Annotated in this window: 15 protein-coding genes and 4 tRNA genes; 11 read left to right on the top strand and 8 right to left on the bottom strand. The window is 67.9% G+C overall.

The window, feature by feature from the left end; all coding sequences use genetic code 11:
- The first annotated feature begins 9 nt into the window (after window positions 1-9).
- The 5 genes from pgsA to EX20_RS17605 all read left to right on the top strand — a co-directional run bounded on the left by pgsA (window position 10) and on the right by EX20_RS17605 (window position 1256).
- Window positions 10-597, top strand: coding sequence for a CDP-diacylglycerol--glycerol-3-phosphate 3-phosphatidyltransferase (pgsA, locus tag EX20_RS17625; protein ID WP_011883978.1), 588 nt, complete (start codon window positions 10-12; stop codon window positions 595-597).
- Window positions 598-752: 155 nt separating this feature from the next.
- Window positions 753-828, top strand: a tRNA-Gly gene (locus tag EX20_RS17620).
- 51 nt (window positions 829-879) lie between these two features.
- Window positions 880-955 (top strand) — tRNA-Gly (locus EX20_RS17615).
- Between the two features lie 51 nt (window positions 956-1006).
- Window positions 1007-1082, top strand: a tRNA-Gly gene (locus EX20_RS17610).
- A gap of 100 nt (window positions 1083-1182) precedes the next feature.
- Window positions 1183-1256: transfer RNA gene (locus tag EX20_RS17605), tRNA-Cys, on the top strand.
- 90 nt (window positions 1257-1346) lie between these two features.
- Here the strand turns inward: EX20_RS17605 and EX20_RS17600 are convergent.
- Window positions 1347-1895 (bottom strand): GNAT family N-acetyltransferase, encoded by a 549-nt coding sequence (locus tag EX20_RS17600; protein WP_034194212.1) that lies wholly within the window; start codon window positions 1893-1895, stop codon window positions 1347-1349.
- On the bottom strand, window positions 1892-2557 hold the full coding sequence (locus tag EX20_RS17595) for a helix-turn-helix domain-containing protein (protein ID WP_011883980.1): 666 nt from the start codon (window positions 2555-2557) through the stop codon (window positions 1892-1894). The genes EX20_RS17600 and EX20_RS17595 overlap by 4 nt, the downstream gene beginning before the upstream one ends.
- A 149-nt stretch (window positions 2558-2706) precedes the next feature.
- On the opposite strand from EX20_RS17595, the gene EX20_RS17590 reads away from it, so the two are divergent.
- Window positions 2707-2943 carry a ParD-like family protein gene (locus EX20_RS17590; protein ID WP_014722737.1) on the top strand — a complete coding sequence of 79 codons (237 nt, stop codon included), beginning with the start codon at window positions 2707-2709 and terminating at the stop codon, window positions 2941-2943.
- Window positions 2943-3749: a type I methionyl aminopeptidase gene (gene map / locus EX20_RS17585; RefSeq protein ID WP_014722738.1), complete on the top strand. Its 807-nt coding sequence runs from the start codon at window positions 2943-2945 to the stop codon at window positions 3747-3749. The genes EX20_RS17590 and map overlap by 1 nt, the downstream gene beginning before the upstream one ends.
- A 126-nt stretch (window positions 3750-3875) precedes the next feature.
- Here the strand turns inward: map and EX20_RS17580 are convergent, their stop codons facing one another.
- Both EX20_RS17580 and EX20_RS17575 read right to left on the bottom strand, forming a co-directional pair.
- Window positions 3876-4388 (bottom strand): GAF domain-containing protein, encoded by a 513-nt coding sequence (locus EX20_RS17580; protein WP_034194211.1) that lies wholly within the window; start codon window positions 4386-4388, stop codon window positions 3876-3878.
- 157 nt (window positions 4389-4545) lie between these two features.
- A complete protein-coding gene (locus tag EX20_RS17575) occupies window positions 4546-5463 on the bottom strand; it encodes a LysR family transcriptional regulator (protein WP_011883984.1) in 918 nt (305 codons plus the stop codon).
- Window positions 5464-5573: 110 nt separating this feature from the next.
- Here EX20_RS17575 and EX20_RS17570 point away from each other — a divergent pair, with 110 nt between their 5' ends.
- Together EX20_RS17570 and EX20_RS17565 are read left to right on the top strand one after the other, a co-directional pair.
- Window positions 5574-6440 carry a pirin family protein gene (locus EX20_RS17570; RefSeq protein WP_034194210.1) on the top strand — a complete coding sequence of 289 codons (867 nt, stop codon included), beginning with the start codon at window positions 5574-5576 and terminating at the stop codon, window positions 6438-6440.
- A gap of 131 nt (window positions 6441-6571) precedes the next feature.
- Window positions 6572-7063: a GNAT family N-acetyltransferase gene (locus tag EX20_RS17565; RefSeq protein WP_011883986.1), complete on the top strand. Its 492-nt coding sequence runs from the start codon at window positions 6572-6574 to the stop codon at window positions 7061-7063.
- Window positions 7064-7085: 22 nt separating this feature from the next.
- Here EX20_RS17565 and EX20_RS17560 read toward each other — a convergent pair whose 3' ends face one another.
- From EX20_RS17560 to EX20_RS17550, 3 genes are read right to left on the bottom strand one after another with little or no spacing between them, the layout of a single operon-like run.
- Window positions 7086-7958: a cytochrome c oxidase assembly protein gene (locus EX20_RS17560; RefSeq protein ID WP_011883987.1), complete on the bottom strand. Its 873-nt coding sequence runs from the start codon at window positions 7956-7958 to the stop codon at window positions 7086-7088.
- Between the two features lie 10 nt (window positions 7959-7968).
- Window positions 7969-8415: a copper chaperone PCu(A)C gene (locus EX20_RS17555; RefSeq protein WP_034194209.1), complete on the bottom strand. Its 447-nt coding sequence runs from the start codon at window positions 8413-8415 to the stop codon at window positions 7969-7971.
- Window positions 8416-8422: 7 nt separating this feature from the next.
- On the bottom strand, window positions 8423-9067 hold the full coding sequence (locus EX20_RS17550) for an SCO family protein (RefSeq protein ID WP_034194208.1): 645 nt from the start codon (window positions 9065-9067) through the stop codon (window positions 8423-8425).
- Window positions 9068-9338: 271 nt separating this feature from the next.
- Here EX20_RS17550 and otsB point away from each other — a divergent pair, with 271 nt between their 5' ends.
- Both otsB and otsA read left to right on the top strand, forming a co-directional pair.
- Window positions 9339-10091, top strand: coding sequence for a trehalose-phosphatase (gene otsB / locus EX20_RS17545; protein WP_011883990.1), 753 nt, complete (start codon window positions 9339-9341; stop codon window positions 10089-10091).
- Window positions 10088-11464 carry an alpha,alpha-trehalose-phosphate synthase (UDP-forming) gene (gene otsA, locus EX20_RS17540; RefSeq protein ID WP_034194207.1) on the top strand — a complete coding sequence of 459 codons (1377 nt, stop codon included), beginning with the start codon at window positions 10088-10090 and terminating at the stop codon, window positions 11462-11464. The genes otsB and otsA overlap by 4 nt, the downstream gene beginning before the upstream one ends.
- Window positions 11465-11579: 115 nt before the next feature.
- On the opposite strand, the gene EX20_RS17535 is transcribed toward otsA, so the two are convergent.
- Window positions 11580-13412, bottom strand: a complete 1833-nt coding sequence (locus tag EX20_RS17535) for an ABC transporter ATP-binding protein (protein ID WP_011883992.1) — start codon at window positions 13410-13412, stop codon at window positions 11580-11582.
- Window positions 13413-13470: the final 58 nt, after the last annotated feature.

The raw sequence follows: 13470 nt of genomic DNA, 5'->3' as shown, positions 1-13470 counted from the left end.
CCGCATGCCATGCCGTTCAACTTCCCGATTTTCCTGACGTGGGTCCGGATCGTGCTGATTCCGCTCGTCGTCGGCGTGTTCTATCTGCCGGACACGGTGATGGGCGGCGCGCACCGCAACCTCGCGGCGGCGGCGATATTCATCCTGGCGGCGCTGACCGACTGGTTCGACGGCTTTCTCGCGCGCAAGTGGAACCAGACGTCGTCGTTCGGCGCGTTCCTCGACCCGGTCGCGGACAAGCTGATGGTCACCGCCGCGCTGCTGATCCTCGTGCAGATCGCGCGGGTCGACGCGGCGATCGCGCTGGTGATCGTCGGCCGCGAGATCGCGATTTCGGCGCTGCGCGAATGGATGGCGCAGATCGGTGCGTCGAAGAGCGTCGCGGTGAACCAGCTCGGCAAGTTCAAGACCGCATGCCAGATGGTCGCAATCCCGATGCTGCTGTACTACGGGCCGCTGCCGCTCGGCGTCGCGACGATCGACACACGCGTGTGGGGCGAATGGCTGATGTATCTGGCGGCGGTGCTGACGATCTGGTCGATGCTGTACTACATGAAGCTCGCGTGGCCGCAGATTCGCGAGCGCGGCGGCGCGTAAGGGCTTGGTAGCGGCTGCTTGCGGTGTCGGTGCCGAAGGTTTTTGGAAAAAGGGCGCGAAAAGCCCTTGACACATGAAAGTGCCTTCGACATAATCTCGCTTCTCCGCTGCACGACGAAGTAAGCGTGTGACGGAAAGCAGTAGCACAGCAATACGCGGGAGTAGCTCAGTTGGTAGAGCGCAACCTTGCCAAGGTTGAGGTCGCGAGTTCGAGACTCGTCTCCCGCTCCAGATTTTTTTGGCAGCGTGTTGAATGGCGAAGCGCTGCTGGTGCAGGACAATGCGGGAGTAGCTCAGTTGGTAGAGCGCAACCTTGCCAAGGTTGAGGTCGCGAGTTCGAGACTCGTCTCCCGCTCCAGATTTTTTTGGCAGCGTGTTGAATGGCGAAGCGCTGCTGGTGCAGGACAATGCGGGAGTAGCTCAGTTGGTAGAGCGCAACCTTGCCAAGGTTGAGGTCGCGAGTTCGAGACTCGTCTCCCGCTCCAGGTATCGGGGAAGCAAGGCTTCCCCTTTTATTTGATGGACCGATGGTCCTCGGATAAAAATCTGTCGCATGCCTTCCAGGTATTCGGACAGTCCGCTTTTGGCGCGATAGCAAAGCGGTTATGCAGCGGCCTGCAAAGCCGTTTAGGCCGGTTCGACTCCGGCTCGCGCCTCCAAGTAGGAAGAGAAAAAGCCCTGAGAAATCAGGGCTTTTTCTTTTCCGCCGCTCGCGCGGCGTTATCTTCAGCGGCCATCCGCGTCCTCGCTCACCCATCCACCGGCTGCATCGGCGTGTCCAGCTTCAGCTGATAAAACGCCGCGTCGAGCCATCGCCCGAACTTGAATCCCGCTTCGGCGATCGTCCCCGAATGCACGAAGCCGACACGCGTATGCAGCGCGACGCTGCCCGCGTTGGTTGCATCGATGCAGCCGACCAGCACGTGTACCTGGGCATCGCGCGCACGCTTGATCAACTCGCGCAGCAACAACTCGCCGAGCCCGCGCCCGCGATGATCGCGATGCACGTACACGCTGTGTTCGACCGTGTACTTGAACGCCGGAAACGCGCGGAACGTGCCCCAGCTCGCGAAGCCGAGCAGCGTGCCGGAACCGTCGACCGCGCCGACCACCGGAAAACCGCCCGCGCGCTTCGTTGCGAACCACGTGACCATCGCCTCCGGCGGCCGCGGCCGATAGTCGTACAGCGCGGTCGAATTGACGATCGCGTCGTTCAGGATTTCGAGGATGGCCGCCGCATGCTCGGCCTCGTTGCAATCGATCAGGCGCACGTCGTCGTGCGTTTTCGGCAAATTCATGTGGACTCCTGCACCGGTCGGCTCCGGACTTGAACGGATGCCGCGCCGCGCATGCCGACCGCGGCGGTGGCATCGCAGATCGCGACGACATAGCGCGCGCCTTGCGCCGTCGGGTTGCTGAAAATCAGCGGCTGATCGACGCGCATCGCGAGACAGTCGCCTTCGTGAAGCTCGTGGAGCGCGTCGCCCAACGTGACGTCGACGCGTCCGCCGAGCACCCATACCTGCTGATGCAACGCGCTGTCGCGGCCGCCCGTGTCGTACGCGACGCGCGCGCCGGGCGGGAAATCGACTTCGACGAGCTGGAGCGGCGACGGCCAGCCGGGCGGCGACAGATTGCGCCGCAGATAGCCCGACGCCGGATCGCGCCATTCCGCTTGCTGTGCGCGCTTGACCAGCGGCTGCGCGGGCGCGTCGTCGCGCTCGCCGCCGAACAGCGCCGCCAGCGACACGCCCAACCCGGCCGCGAGCTTGTCGAGGACGACGGCCGTCGGGCTGGCCGACGCGCGCTCGATGAGCGAGATCATCGAACGGCTCACGCCGGAGCGCGCGGCAAGCGTATCGAGCGTGTAGCCTCGTAACGTGCGCAAGTCTCGCACGCGGCGGGCGATCCGCTCGTTGATGCCTGCATCAGGCGCGGGAAGGGTAGTCGCTTCTTGCATGATGGACGGATTCTCCATCAAGCTGGAATATGGTGTCAACGAAATCACGGGCTGCCAGACTCCCGATTCGCAGTCCGCCCGAATACTTGCTCCGCGCGCAGCGCCAGCGTAATATACGAAACGACTACATTTCGTTTAATTGGAGCCATATGGGCATCATCAAGATTTCCGAGCACATGCACGAACGGCTGCGCTCGACCAGCACCGCGCTGAGCCGGTCGATCAACGCGCAGGCCGAGCACTGGCTGCGCGTGGGCATGCTCGCGGAACTCAATCCGTCGCTGTCCTATGGCGATATCTGCCGGATGCTGATCGAATCCGAGGCGCGCGGCGGCGACGCCGGTACGGCGCAGCCGGCCGCTCGCGACATCGAGCAGGTGGCGTAATGGCGAAGCGCGACATTCCCATCCGCGGCGCCGCCGACATCGCGAAGTCGCGCGAAGCCGCGAAGCTCGCGTCGCAAGTGCTGACGATGATCACCGACTACGTGAAGCCGGGCGTCACGACCGACGAGCTCGACGCGCGCTGCCGCGAATACATCATCGACGAACTGCGCGCGATTCCAGCCAACATCGGCTATCACGGCTATCCGAAAACGCTGTGCACGTCGGTCAACCACGTGGTCTGTCACGGCATCCCGTCGTCGCGGCCGATGCGCGACGGCGACATCGTGAACCTCGACATCGCGGTGATCAAGGACGGCTGGTTCGGCGACACGAGCCGCATGTACTTCGTCGGCGAGCCCGGCGAACTCGCGCGGCGTCTGGTGGCGGCCACCTACGAGGCGATGCACGCGGGCATTCGCGCGGTGCGTCCGGGCGCGACGCTCGGCGACGTCGGCTATGCGATCCAGCAGGTCGCGCATCGCGAAGGCTTCAGCGTTGTGCGCGAATACTGCGGGCACGGAATCGGCGACGTGTATCACGACGAGCCGCAGGTGCTGCACTACGGCCGCCCCGGCACCGGCGTGCCGCTGCGCCCCGGGATGATCTTCACGATCGAGCCGATGCTCAACGCGGGCAAGCGCGACACGCGCGTGCTGGCCGACGGCTGGACGGTCGTCACGAAGGACCATTCGCTGTCCGCGCAGTGGGAGCACATGGTCGTGGTGACGGAGCAGGGCGTCGACGTGCTGACCGACGACGTGAAGCCGCACGCGTTCGCCGCGCTGACCGGCACGCAGGCGGCCTGACGCGCACGCCGCCAACGACGACGAGCCCCGGTCCGGGGCTCGTTTCATTTGGGCTTGCGCCTAGCGCTTGCGCCTAGGCTGACGCTTGCGCTCCTCACGCCACCGGCGTGGTTGCTACCCGCAGCATCACGCTGCTCGCTCGCGCGCCTTTTGCCACGCGTGTTCGACGAACACGCGGCACAGCGCTTCCATCCCGCTGCGGTCTTCGTCGTCGAAACGTGCGGCGACCGGGCTGTCGACGTCCCACACGCCGATCAGCGTGCCGTCTGCCGCTACCAGCGGCACGACGATTTCCGACTCCGACGCGGCATCGCACGCGATATGGCCGGGGAACGCATGCACGTCGCGCACGACCTGCGTTTGGCGCGTCTGCGCCGCCGTGCCGCACACGCCCTTGCCGAGCGCGATGCGCACGCAGGCCGGCTTGCCCTGGAACGGGCCGACCACCAGCTCCGTCCCGTCGAAGAAATAGAAGCCGGCCCAGTTCAGACGATCGAGCGAGTGATAGACGAGCGCGGAGAAATTCGCGGCGTTTGCGATCAGGTCCGGCTCCGATTCGACGAGCGAGCGGGCCTGCTCGGCGAGCGTCGCATACAGTTCGGCCTTGGAGGCGTGAGGGTCGGTGGACAGCGTGAACATGGCTGAAGTGCAGAGAAAAGAGTAAGGGGGACGCGCGATGCGCGATGCCGGCCCCGCAGTCTACGGCACGCGCCGCGCATTTGCAGCGCGTGATTCGCCGCCGTCACTGTCGCTCCCGGCCATCGCGTCGAACCGGCGCGTGCACCGGCAACCCCGATCAATCGGGTTCTAGCTCCGCGAACCGCGCAGCCAGGAAGTCGAGCAGCGCGCGCACGCCCGGCAGCAGCCCGCGCCGCGACGCGAACACCGCGTGCACGATCTCGCGGCGCGGCGCCCAGTCGGGCAGCACGTTCACCAGTTCGCCGCGCGCGAGTTCGTCGCGCACCATCATCGTCGGCAACTGCACGACGCCGACGCCCGCGACCGCCGCGGCCCGCAACGCCAGCATGCCGCCCGTCACGAGCCGCGGCTGATGGTGGATCTCCGCATGCGCCTGGTCCGGGCCGCGCAGCCGCCACACGTGCGCGGCCTGCGGCAGGCCGTGGTCGAGGCTCGGCATGCGGGTCAGGTCGGCCGGAACGGCCGGCGCGCCGTGTTCGCGCAACAACGCGGGGCTCGCGACCAGGCATTGCCCGCGCTCGGCCAGCACGCGCAGCGCGAGATCGCTGTCCTCGAGCGGCGGCGGACGCACGCGAATCGCGACGTCGATCCCTTCTCCGACCACGTCGACGCGCCGGTTCGTCGCTTCGAGATGAATCTCGACGTGCGGGCACGCGACCATGAACGCGGCGATCATCGCGCCCGCCAGCGAGTCGAGCAGCGCGACCGGGCAGCTGACCCGCACGATGCCGCGCGGCTCCTCGTGCAGCAATGCGATCGCCTCGTCGGCGGCGTCGGCCTCGACGAGCATCGCGCGGCAATGCGCGTAGTACGTCTGGCCGACGTCGGTGACGGTGAAGCGGCGCGTCGAGCGCTGAATCAGCCGCATCCCGAGGCGCGCCTCGAGCAACGCGACGCGCCGGCTCAGCTTCGACTTCGGCATGTTCAGCGCGCGCCCGGCCGGCGCGAAGCCGCCGTGCTCGACCACCTGCACGAAGTAATAGAGATCGTTGAGATCCCGCTGTTGATCGTTCATCAAATGGAACGCTGAGTGCGATTTTGCGAGTCTACCGAATCGATCGTTCCATCTCTATATTGATCGTCAGGATGCGAAACACGTGTTTCGCCGCAATTCGGAGAAGGCAAATGAAGAAGATCCGTGGCGTCTACAGCGCGCCGCGCGGCCATTGGGTCGGCGACGGTTTCCCGGTGCGTTCGATGTTCAGCTATCAGTCGCACGGCGCCCATCTGAGCCCGTTCCTGCTGCTCGACTATGCGGGCCCCGCGAATTTCGAGCCGGCGTCGGCGCCGCGCGGGGTCGGCCAGCATCCGCACCGCGGCTTCGAAACGGTGACGATCGTCTACGACGGCGAAGTCGCGCACCGCGACTCGACCGGCGCGGGCGGCGTGATCGGCCCCGGCGACGTGCAATGGATGACGGCCGCGAGCGGGATCCTGCACGAGGAATTCCACTCGGAAGCGTTCACGAAGCGCGGCGGCCCGCTCGAGATGGTGCAGCTGTGGGTGAACCTGCCCGCCGCCGACAAGATGGGCGGGCCGGGCTATCAAACGCTGCTGAACGCGGACATCCCGGTCGTCGAGTTGCCGGACGGGGCGGGTCGCGCGCGGATCATCGCCGGCGAGCTCGACGGGCGGCGCGGCCCGGCCCGCACGCACACGCCGATCGACGTGTGGGACGTGCGGCTCGCCGCAGGCGGTCATGCGCGGTTCCCGATCGCCGAAGGCCGCACGCTCGCCGTGGTCGTGCTGAGCGGCACGGTGCTCGTGAACGGCGAGACGGTCGCCCGCGAAGCGCAGTTCGTGCAATTGGGCCGCGAAGGCAGCGACGTCGACATCGAGGCGAACGGCGACGTCAAGCTGCTGATCCTCAGCGGCGAGCCGATCGACGAGCCGGTGGTCGGCTATGGCCCGTTCGTGATGAACTCGCAAGAGGAAATCCGCGCCGCGATCGACGATTTCAACAGCGGCCGCTTCGGACGGATGCCCGCATGACGTACGGCCCCGCGCAATGCGGGGCTTTTTGCATGTGCGCGGCGGCGCGGGCGCAGCGGCCGCGCTTCGCGGCATAATCGTCGGTTGCCGCGCGCCCACCGGCGCGCCCGAAACAGCACCGAGGACCGCCCATGAACGCTTCCGCATCCGCCATCTCCCCGCGTGCCGCCGACCTGGACTGGCGCTGGAAATCCTTCGACGCCCTGAGCGCACGCGAGGTCTATTCGATCCTCGAAGCGCGCAGCGCCGTGTTCGTCGTCGAGCAGAACTGCGTGTACCGCGACATCGACGATGCCGATCAGGCCGCGTGGCACCTGGCCGCGTACGACGCGGCGGGCCGCGTCGCCGGCTATCTGCGCGTGCTGCTGCCCGATGCGCAGCATGCCGACGTGCGCATCGGCCGCGTACTGACGACCGCCGCGTTCCGCGGGGCCGGCCTCGGCAATACGCTGCTCGCCCGCGCGCTCGAACACATCGCCGCGCAGTGGCCCGATACGCAGATGAGCCTGCATGCGCAGGCGCACCTGCAGCGCTTTTACGGTGCGTTCGGCTTTGAGCCGAGCTCCGACGTGCACGACGAAGACGGCATCCCGCACGTGTGGATGACCCGCGCGCGCGGCTGACGCGCGGCGCGGCGTGCCGGGATCAGTGGGCGTTGCGCGTGGCCGCCGGCCGCGCGGCGCTGCGCGCAGCGGCGCGCTCGTCGATCAGCCGGCCGCGTGCGGACAGCCGCATCCAGTGCCGCAGCGCGATCAGCGCGCCGATCACGCTCATCATCGAGCCGGGAATCCACAGCAGCAGGCCGCCGATCTGCTGGTCGCGCAACGGGCTGAGCCACGTGAAGGCGCGCCCGCAGATCGAGTAGATCGGATACAGCTCGTGCGGCGTGAAGAAGATCAGCGCGCCGAGCGCGATCTGCGGCGGGATGGCGGCGACGACGATCAGAATCCGGCGGCCCGGCGACAGCCGCGCGGGCGGCGCGGGACGCGGATCGACGACGAGCCACCAGAACAGCAGCCCGTCGATCACCATGCTCCAGTTCATCACGCGATACAGACGCCAGTCGAGCATCGCGACGAAGTGGATCGGCGACAGCAGCCAGAAATAGATCAGCCCGACGAACAGCACGACGGCCACGACCGGATGGAACACCAGGTCGAGCGCCGCGCGCACGGGCGCCCATGCGAGCGCGGGGCGCACGAAGCGTTGCCGCCAGCGAAACGGAATGCCGGCGCGGATCGCCGCGCCCGGATAGGCGAGCGCGATGAAGAACGGCCCGAGGTGATGCAGCACCAGATGCTGCGCGCGGTGCATGAAGAACTCGTGCTCGAAGAAATAGTCGAGCCGCGTATGCAGTGCGATGTAGAGCGCCGTCAGCCCGAGCCAGAACGAGAACTGCCGCAGCGGCGACACCTTCGCCTTCTTCACGCCGCGCGCGAACAGCACGGCGGCCGTCAGCACCGCGATCACCACGGTCGGCGACGGTTCCCACGGATCGAGCCAGTACAGGACGTTCATCGCACGCGCGTCACTTCGCCTGGGCCGGCGACTTCACCGCAAACGGCGCGTCGACGGTTTCGCCGTCGGAGAATTTCAACCGCAGGCGCACCGTGTCGCCCGGCTTGATCGCGTGCTTCGGCTCCTCGAGCATGAAGTGGTAGCCGCCCGGCGCGATGTCGACCTTGCCGCGCGCGGGGATCGTCAGCTTGTCGACCATTTCCATCTTCTGCGTCGAGCCGTTCGACACCGTCTGGTGCAGCATCGCCATCCCGTAGTCGGGGCTGTCGACGTCGACGAGATCGACCGGCTTGTCGCCGGCGTTCACGAGCGTCACGTAGCCGCCGGCGGGCAGCTGGTTCGGCAGCCAGCGCACCCATGCGTTCTGCGCGGTGATCGCACCGGCCGCATAGGCGTGTGCGGCGGCGCACAGCGCGGCGAGGGCGGCGAACGTCTTGAGGATCGTTTTCGGCTTCATGTCTGGTTCAGGTGGTGGGGGCAGTGTCGATGATCCGCCGTACGTCGGCGGCGATGGCGTCCGGCGAGTCGCCGTCGGTCGCGAGCAGGCGCGCGCGGCCCTGGGCGTCGAAGATGTAGACGGCCGAGCTGTGCGTGACCTCGTAGCCGCCGGACGGATCGCGTTGTTCCATCTGGTACGCGACGCGGTAGCGCTTCGCGAGCGATTCGATCTGGCCGTCGCTGCCGGTCAGGCCGCGCGCGTGCGCGGCGTCGAACGCGGCGACGTACGACTGCAGCGCCTGCGGCGTGTCGCGCGCGGGATCGACCGACACGAACAGGATGCGCACGTCGTTCGCGCGCGGGCCGAGCTTCGCGAGCACTTCCATCAGCCGCGCCATCGTCTCGGGACAGACGTCCGGACAGTGCGTGTAGCCGAAGTAGACGAGCGCGACGCGGCCGCGGAACGCGCTCGCGTCGACGGGCCGGCCATCGCCGCCGGTCAGCGTGAACGACAGGTCGGGCAGATGGCCGGTGACGTTGGTCAGGTGCCAGCCCGGCTCGTCGCGCGTGCACGCGGCGAGCGCGACGGCAACGGCCATCGCCGCGGCCATGCGCGCGAAACGGTTGAAGCTGGAGCGGCGCCGGCGCGGCGCGGGACGGGCAAGCGACATCCTGGGACTCGAATCGGACGGAATGACGTCGGTCGCGCCGCACTGGGGCGCGCGACCGGCGGTTGCCGACTGTAACGCAATTCCCGCGCCTGCGCGCTTTCGAAATCCCTGCGGTCGCGCGGGGCGGGGCAATATGTCGCAGCGGCGGCGCGGGCGGCGCGCGGCGGCCGGTTTCGCCCATCTCGGTACGCAGGCGCGGTAAGATGCGCACAATTCCATTCTCGTCGCGGCGACCCGGCGTTTGCCGGCCGCCGCTCGGACTCTCGAATCGATGCAATCCGTTCCGGCTTCCCTGTCCCTGACCGATACCGCGTTCTTTTTCGACTTCGACGGCACGCTCGTCGAGCTCGCCCCCACGCCCGACAGCATTCACGTGCCGCCGTCGCTGCTGACGCTGCTCGATACGCTCAGGCAGCGCTCGCATGGCGCGGTCGCGGTGGTGTCGGGGCGCGGCATCGACAATCTCGACACGTTCCTGAGCATGCCGGATCTACCGATCGCCGGCCTGCACGGTGCCGAGCGTCGCGATTCGAACGGCGACACGCAGCGCATCGGCTTCAACGACGAACGCCTGCTGCGCATCGAGCGCGAGCTGGCGGCCGTGGTCGACCGTCATCCGGGCATGCTGCTGGAGATCAAGGGCGCGGCCGTCGCGCTGCACTACCGCAACGCGGCCGACCGTGAGCCGGTCGCGCGCGAAGCGGCCGAGCGCCTCGTCGCCGAATATGCGGACGCGTACGTACTGCAGCCCGGCAAGATGGTGTTCGAAATCAAGCCGAAGGGCGTCGACAAGGGGCGCGCGCTGGCCGCGTTCCTCGACGAGCCGCCGTTCGCGGGCCGCGTGCCGCTGTTCGCGGGCGACGATCTGACCGACGAGAAGGGCTTCGCGGTGGTGAACGCGCGTGGCGGCCTGTCGATCAAGGTCGGCGCCGGCGAGACGTCGGCGCGCATGCGGCTCGATTCGGTCGCCGCGCTGCACGCGCAGATCGCCCGCTGGCTCGATCTGGAGCTGCCGGGCGCATGAGCCGACTGATCATCGTTTCAAACCGCGTCGCGCCGATTTCGGAAGGCGAGCCGGCGGCGGGCGGTCTCGCGATCGGCGTGTACGACGCGCTGAAGGAGACGGGCGGCATGTGGTTCGGCTGGAGCGGCGAAGTGGTCGCGTCCGGCGCGCCGCAGATCCGCATCGAGGAGCGCGGCCCCGTGACGTTCGCGACCGTCGGGCTGTCGCGCCGCGATTACGACCAGTACTACCGCGGCTTCTCGAACGCGACGCTGTGGCCGGCGTTCCACTACCGCGCGGACCTGATCCAGTACGACCGTCACGAGTTCGAAGGCTACGGCCGCGTGAACGTGTGGCTCGCGCAGCAGCTCGTGCCGCTGCTGCAGGACGACGACGTGATCTGGGTCCACGACTATCACCTGATCCCGTTCGCGCGCGCGCTGCGCGCGTCGGGCGTGAAGAACCGGATCGGCTTCTTCCTGCACATCCCGTTTCCGGCCGCGCAGGTGCTCGTGAACGTGCCGCCGCATCGCGAGCTGGTCGAGTCGCTGTGCGCGTTCGACCTGCTCGGCTTCCAGACCGAGCCCGACCTGCGCGCGTTCTGCGATTACGTCGAGTTCGAAGCCGGCGGCGAAGTGGCGCGCGACGGCCGCACGGTACGCGTGAGCGCGTTCGGCAGCACGCTGCGCGCGGCGGCTTATCCGATCGGCGTGTATCCGGACGAGATCGCGTCGCTCGCGCAGGCAGGCGAGCACGGCAAGGCCGCGCGCATGGCCACGTCGCTGCGCGGGCGCCAGCTGATCATGAGCGTCGACCGGCTCGATTATTCGAAGGGCCTCGTCGAGCGGTTCCGCGCGTTCGAGAAGCTGTTGGAGCACCAGGCGTCGATCCGCAATCGCGTGTCGTTCCTGCAGATCGCGCCGTCGACGCGCGCCGACCTGCGCGCGTATCAGGACATCCGGCTGCAGCTCGAAGCGGAATCGGGGCGCATCAATGGGCGCTACGCGGAGCTCGACTGGGCGCCGATTCTGTACATTCATCGCCAGTACGACCGGCAGGTGCTGGCCGCGCTGTATCGCCTCGCTCGCGTGGGCTTCGTGACGCCGCTGCGCGACGGGATGAACCTCGTCGCGAAGGAATACGTGTCCGCGCAGAATCCGGACGATCCGGGCGTGCTGGTGCTGTCGCGTTTCGCAGGCGCGGCGCGCGAGCTGACCGGTGCGCTGATCGTCAATCCGATCGACATCGACGGCATGGCCGACGCGTTGTCGCAGGCGCTGACGATGCCGCTCGCCGAGCGGCGCGCGCGTTATGCGGACATGATCGCGCAGCTGCGCGAGAACAACGTGTCGGTGTGGCGCGACAACTTCCTGCGCGATTTGCAGCGCGCGTAGCCTGGGGCGGTTGCACATCGAGCGCTGGTCGCGCGCCGCGCTGAAAAAAGGCCGCCGTGCTACGAGCACGGCGGCCTTTTTATCGTCTATCGGCGGGCGGCGCGATGCCGCGGCGTCACGCGACGCGTTCGCCGGTGGTCGGCGCGGCGCCGTCGGGCGCGTGCAGCCGGCCGTGCTGCTTCGCGAGCAGGTCGCGATACAGCCCGGGGCGGCTGCGCAGCACGTCGGGGCTGCCATCGTCGATCACCTTGCCGTTGCTCATCACGATGATCCGGTCGAAGTTGCGCAGCGTCGACAGCCGGTGTGCGATCGCGATCACCGTACGGCCGACCATCAGGCGGTCGAGCGCGCTCTGGATCGCTTCTTCCGATGCGCTGTCGAGCGCCGAGGTCGCTTCGTCGAGCAGCAGGATGGGCGCGTCCTTCAGGATCGCGCGCGCGATCGCGATGCGCTGGCGCTGGCCACCCGACAGCTTGACGCCGCGGTCGCCGACGATCGTGTCATAGCCTTCCGGCATCGCCTCGATGAACTCCGCGCAGCGTGCGTCGCGCGCGGCTGCGAGCACCTGCTCGCGGGTCGCGTCGGGGCGGCCGTACGCGATGTTGTCGTAGATGGTCCGGTGCAGCAGCGAGATGTCCTGCGGCACGAGCGCGATCGCCTGGCGCAGGCTGTCCTGCGTGATCGTCTTGACGTCCTGGCCGTCGACCATCACCGCGCCGTCCTGCGTGTCGTAGAAGCGCTGCAGCAGCGCGAGCACGGTCGACTTGCCGGCGCCCGACTTGCCGATCAGCCCGACGCGCTGGCCGGCCTCGATATGCAGGTCGAAGTGGTCGAGGATCGCGCGGCGGTGCGGATACGCGAACGTCACGCGCTCGAAGTCGACGCGCCCGCCCTTGGCCGACAGCGGCTGCGCGTCGGAGCGATCGGGCATGCCGTGCGGTTCGAGCAGCGTCTTCACGGCTTCGGACAGGCGTGCGACGTGCTGCGTGACGTCGACCAGCGCGACGGCCAGATCGCGCGTGCCGTGCAGGATCGTGAAGCCGAGCGAGCTGACGAGCACGATGTCGCCGGAGGTCGCGCGGCCCTGATCCCACAGCCACAGCGCCCAGCCGAGCAGCCCGGCCGACAGCATCGCGGTGATCACCGCGTGCAGCAGCCGCAGCTTCTCGAGATAGAGCAGGCTTTGCTGACGGGCGTCCATCTCGGCTTTCACGGTCGCGCTGAAGCGCTTCTGTTCGCGCAGCGTCATCCCGAATGCGCGCACGAGCCCCATGTTGCCGATCACGTCGACGAGCTCGCCGTCCACCGCGGCGGCCTTCGCCGCGAACGTGTGATGGCGGGCGGAGCCGCGCCCCGCGAGCTTGAACAGCACGATCGCGAGCAGCGCCGAACAGCCGAGCAGGCCGGCGGCCATCAGCGGATTCACGACGATGATCATCAGAATCGCGCCGATCACCGCGATGCACGGCGGCAGCACGTTCCACGCCATCGTGTTCTCCGACGTATAGACGGCGTTCGACGTGGCCGTGATGCGGCTCGCGAGCGTACCCGGCTGCTTCTCCGCGTAATACGTCGGCGAATGGCCGATCAGATACTGGAACAGATCGCGCCGCAGGTCGCCGGTCACCGCGACGAACGTGTGCGCGGCGGTCCAACCGCCGACCCGCCACAGCAGGTTGTCGGCCGCGATCAGCCCGACGAGCAGCGCGAACGCGCTCCACAGCGGGCCCGGATGATGGCGTCCGGCCGCGAGCACGTCGATCAGATGCTTGATCGCGTATTGCGAGCCGAGCGCGCAGCCGACGGCGGCCAGCACGCTGCAGAGCACGATCAGGTGCGCGACAGGGTGCAGGCGGATGTAGCGGAACAGGAACGCGATCGGCCGATGCGCGTAGCTCGACAGCTTCGCGTTGTGGGCGTTGCGCTGGGCAGGGGTGAGATATTCCAAAATATGCGTGCGGTGATTCGGTGATTGAGCGGGGCGGCTGGAGCCCAGCCGGCGGTCG

This window comes from Burkholderia sp. WP42 (assembly GCF_000745665.1).
Lineage (GTDB): Bacteria > Pseudomonadota > Gammaproteobacteria > Burkholderiales > Burkholderiaceae > Burkholderia > Burkholderia vietnamiensis.
Note: the sequence above shows the minus strand (reverse complement) of the source record. Positions and strands in the feature narration are given on the sequence as shown.

What these genes read in the sequence shown, in the direction of transcription:
- pgsA (WP_011883978.1), top strand. Translation starts at nt 10, where the DNA reads ATGCCGTTCAACTTCCCGATTTTCCTGACGTGGGTCCGGATCGTGCTG.
- EX20_RS17600 (WP_034194212.1), bottom strand. Translation starts at nt 1,895, where the DNA reads ATGAATTTGCCGAAAACGCACGACGACGTGCGCCTGATCGATTGCAAC.
- EX20_RS17595 (WP_011883980.1), bottom strand. Translation starts at nt 2,557, where the DNA reads ATGCAAGAAGCGACTACCCTTCCCGCGCCTGATGCAGGCATCAACGAG.
- EX20_RS17590 (WP_014722737.1), top strand. Translation starts at nt 2,707, where the DNA reads ATGGGCATCATCAAGATTTCCGAGCACATGCACGAACGGCTGCGCTCG.
- map (WP_014722738.1), top strand. Translation starts at nt 2,943, where the DNA reads ATGGCGAAGCGCGACATTCCCATCCGCGGCGCCGCCGACATCGCGAAG.
- EX20_RS17580 (WP_034194211.1), bottom strand. Translation starts at nt 4,388, where the DNA reads ATGTTCACGCTGTCCACCGACCCTCACGCCTCCAAGGCCGAACTGTAT.
- EX20_RS17575 (WP_011883984.1), bottom strand. Translation starts at nt 5,463, where the DNA reads ATGAACGATCAACAGCGGGATCTCAACGATCTCTATTACTTCGTGCAG.
- EX20_RS17570 (WP_034194210.1), top strand. Translation starts at nt 5,574, where the DNA reads ATGAAGAAGATCCGTGGCGTCTACAGCGCGCCGCGCGGCCATTGGGTC.
- EX20_RS17565 (WP_011883986.1), top strand. Translation starts at nt 6,572, where the DNA reads ATGAACGCTTCCGCATCCGCCATCTCCCCGCGTGCCGCCGACCTGGAC.
- EX20_RS17560 (WP_011883987.1), bottom strand. Translation starts at nt 7,958, where the DNA reads ATGAACGTCCTGTACTGGCTCGATCCGTGGGAACCGTCGCCGACCGTG.
- EX20_RS17555 (WP_034194209.1), bottom strand. Translation starts at nt 8,415, where the DNA reads ATGAAGCCGAAAACGATCCTCAAGACGTTCGCCGCCCTCGCCGCGCTG.
- EX20_RS17550 (WP_034194208.1), bottom strand. Translation starts at nt 9,067, where the DNA reads ATGTCGCTTGCCCGTCCCGCGCCGCGCCGGCGCCGCTCCAGCTTCAAC.
- otsB (WP_011883990.1), top strand. Translation starts at nt 9,339, where the DNA reads ATGCAATCCGTTCCGGCTTCCCTGTCCCTGACCGATACCGCGTTCTTT.
- otsA (WP_034194207.1), top strand. Translation starts at nt 10,088, where the DNA reads ATGAGCCGACTGATCATCGTTTCAAACCGCGTCGCGCCGATTTCGGAA.